Origin of the sequence: Agromyces binzhouensis (assembly GCF_004135055.1) — a bacterium.
Taxonomy (GTDB): domain Bacteria; phylum Actinomycetota; class Actinomycetes; order Actinomycetales; family Microbacteriaceae; genus Agromyces; species Agromyces binzhouensis.
Genome location: NZ_SDPL01000548.1, coordinates 1 through 1,617 on the forward strand (window position 1 = coordinate 1; position 1,617 = coordinate 1,617).

Here is a 1,617-nt window from a genome sequence, read left to right on the forward strand (position 1 = left end):
CGTCGGTCCGAGTCGGACGAGTGGCCCGGCGATGTTCAGGTGCGAGGCTTCACGTGGAACGGTGGCGCGGTCGAGGATGTCGCGGCGCGCGCCGTCATCGACGCGTCGGGCACCTGGCGCACGCCCAACCGGCTCGGCTCGAACGGCCTGGATCCCCTCGGGCTCGACGAGGTCGCGGACTCGGTGACGCACGCCCTCCCCGACGTGCTCGGACGCGACCGCACCCGCTTCGCGGGCCGCCGCGTGACGGTCGTGGGCGCCGGGCACTCGGCCGCGAACACGTTGCTCGCCCTCGCCGCGCTCGCGCGGGACGAGCCGGAGACGCGGATCACCTGGGCCATCCGCAACGCCTCGGCCGTCCGCGTCACGACCTCCGACGACGACGGGCTCCCCGCCCGCGCCTCGATCGGGCGCCGCGTCGACGACCTCGTGCACGCGGGCCGCATCGAGGTGCTCGACCGGTTCGAGATCGTCCGGCTGGGCCGCGCCGCCGACGGCGGCGTACGCATGGTCGGCTCGCGCGCCGGCGAGCTCGTCGAGCACGAGGCCGACCTCATCGTGAACGCGACGGGCTTCCGCCCCGACCTCGACCTGCTCCGCGAGGTCCGGCTCGAGCTCGACGACATCGTCGAGGCGCCGAAGCGCCTCGCGCCGCTCATCGACCCGAACGTGCACACCTGCGGCACGGTCGAGCCGCACGGCTTCGCCGAGCTCCGCCAGCCCGAGGACGGCTTCTTCCTCGTCGGCATGAAGAGCTACGGGCGCGCCCCGACGTTCCTGCTCGCGACCGGGTACGAGCAGGTGCGCTCGATCTCCGCCTGGCTGGCGGGCGACGCCGCCGGAGCCGCGAAGGTGCAGCTCGAGCTGCCCACGACCGGCGTCTGCTCGACCAGCCTCGACGGATCGAACGGCTGCTGCTGAGTCCGGCGGGCGGGCCGGGACATCCGCTCGATTGCATAGACTGTCGTCTATGCACAAGGGTGGGGCGGATGCCGCGGCCGGCGGCCTGGCGCTGATCGCCGACCCCACCCGGGCGCGGATGCTCTCGCTCATCGTCGCGAGGCCCGACGGCCGCGCGACCGTGACGGAGCTCGCCGACGAGCTCGGCCTCCGGCAGCCGACCGTGTCGCACCACGCGAAGGCACTGCTCGACGACGGGGTGCTCGTACGCCGGCCCGACGGGCGCCGTGCCTGGTACTCGGTCGCACCCGATCACCTCGATCGCGTGACCGAACTGCTCGACATGCCCACGGCCGGCTCGCGCCCCGACGACGAAGCCGCGATCGAGCGCGTCGTCGACGACCTCGCGACGCGGTTCGCCGGCACGTTCGGCCGCGAGACGGTCGAGCGGTACGTCCGCGAGAGCCGCGACCTCCTCGCCGAGCGGACGGGCGTCTCGAAGCGGTTCACGTCGCGCGCCGCGGAGTTCGCCGCCGAACGGCTCGCCGCCCTCGCAGCACAGTCGCCGGAGTCGGGCGGGACCGCGCCCGAGGTGCTCTTCGTGTGCGTGCAGAACGCCGGCCGCTCGCAGATGGCCGCGGCCATCCTGCGGCACCTCGCGGGCGACCGGGTGCACGTGCGCACGGCCGGGTCGGAGCCCGCCGACGCCGTGTCGGC

At 74.4% G+C, this 1,617-nt stretch carries 2 protein-coding genes; both read left to right on the forward strand.

Going from position 1 to position 1,617, the window contains the following annotated elements; translation table 11 throughout:
- Positions 1–921: NAD(P)-binding domain-containing protein (locus ESO86_RS16595; RefSeq protein ID WP_165308197.1), on the forward strand; the 921-nt coding region annotated here is incomplete at its 5' end.
- Positions 922–970: 49 nt separating this feature from the next.
- On the forward strand, positions 971–1,617 hold a 647-nt coding region (locus tag ESO86_RS16600), incomplete at its 3' end, for a metalloregulator ArsR/SmtB family transcription factor (RefSeq protein ID WP_129235920.1).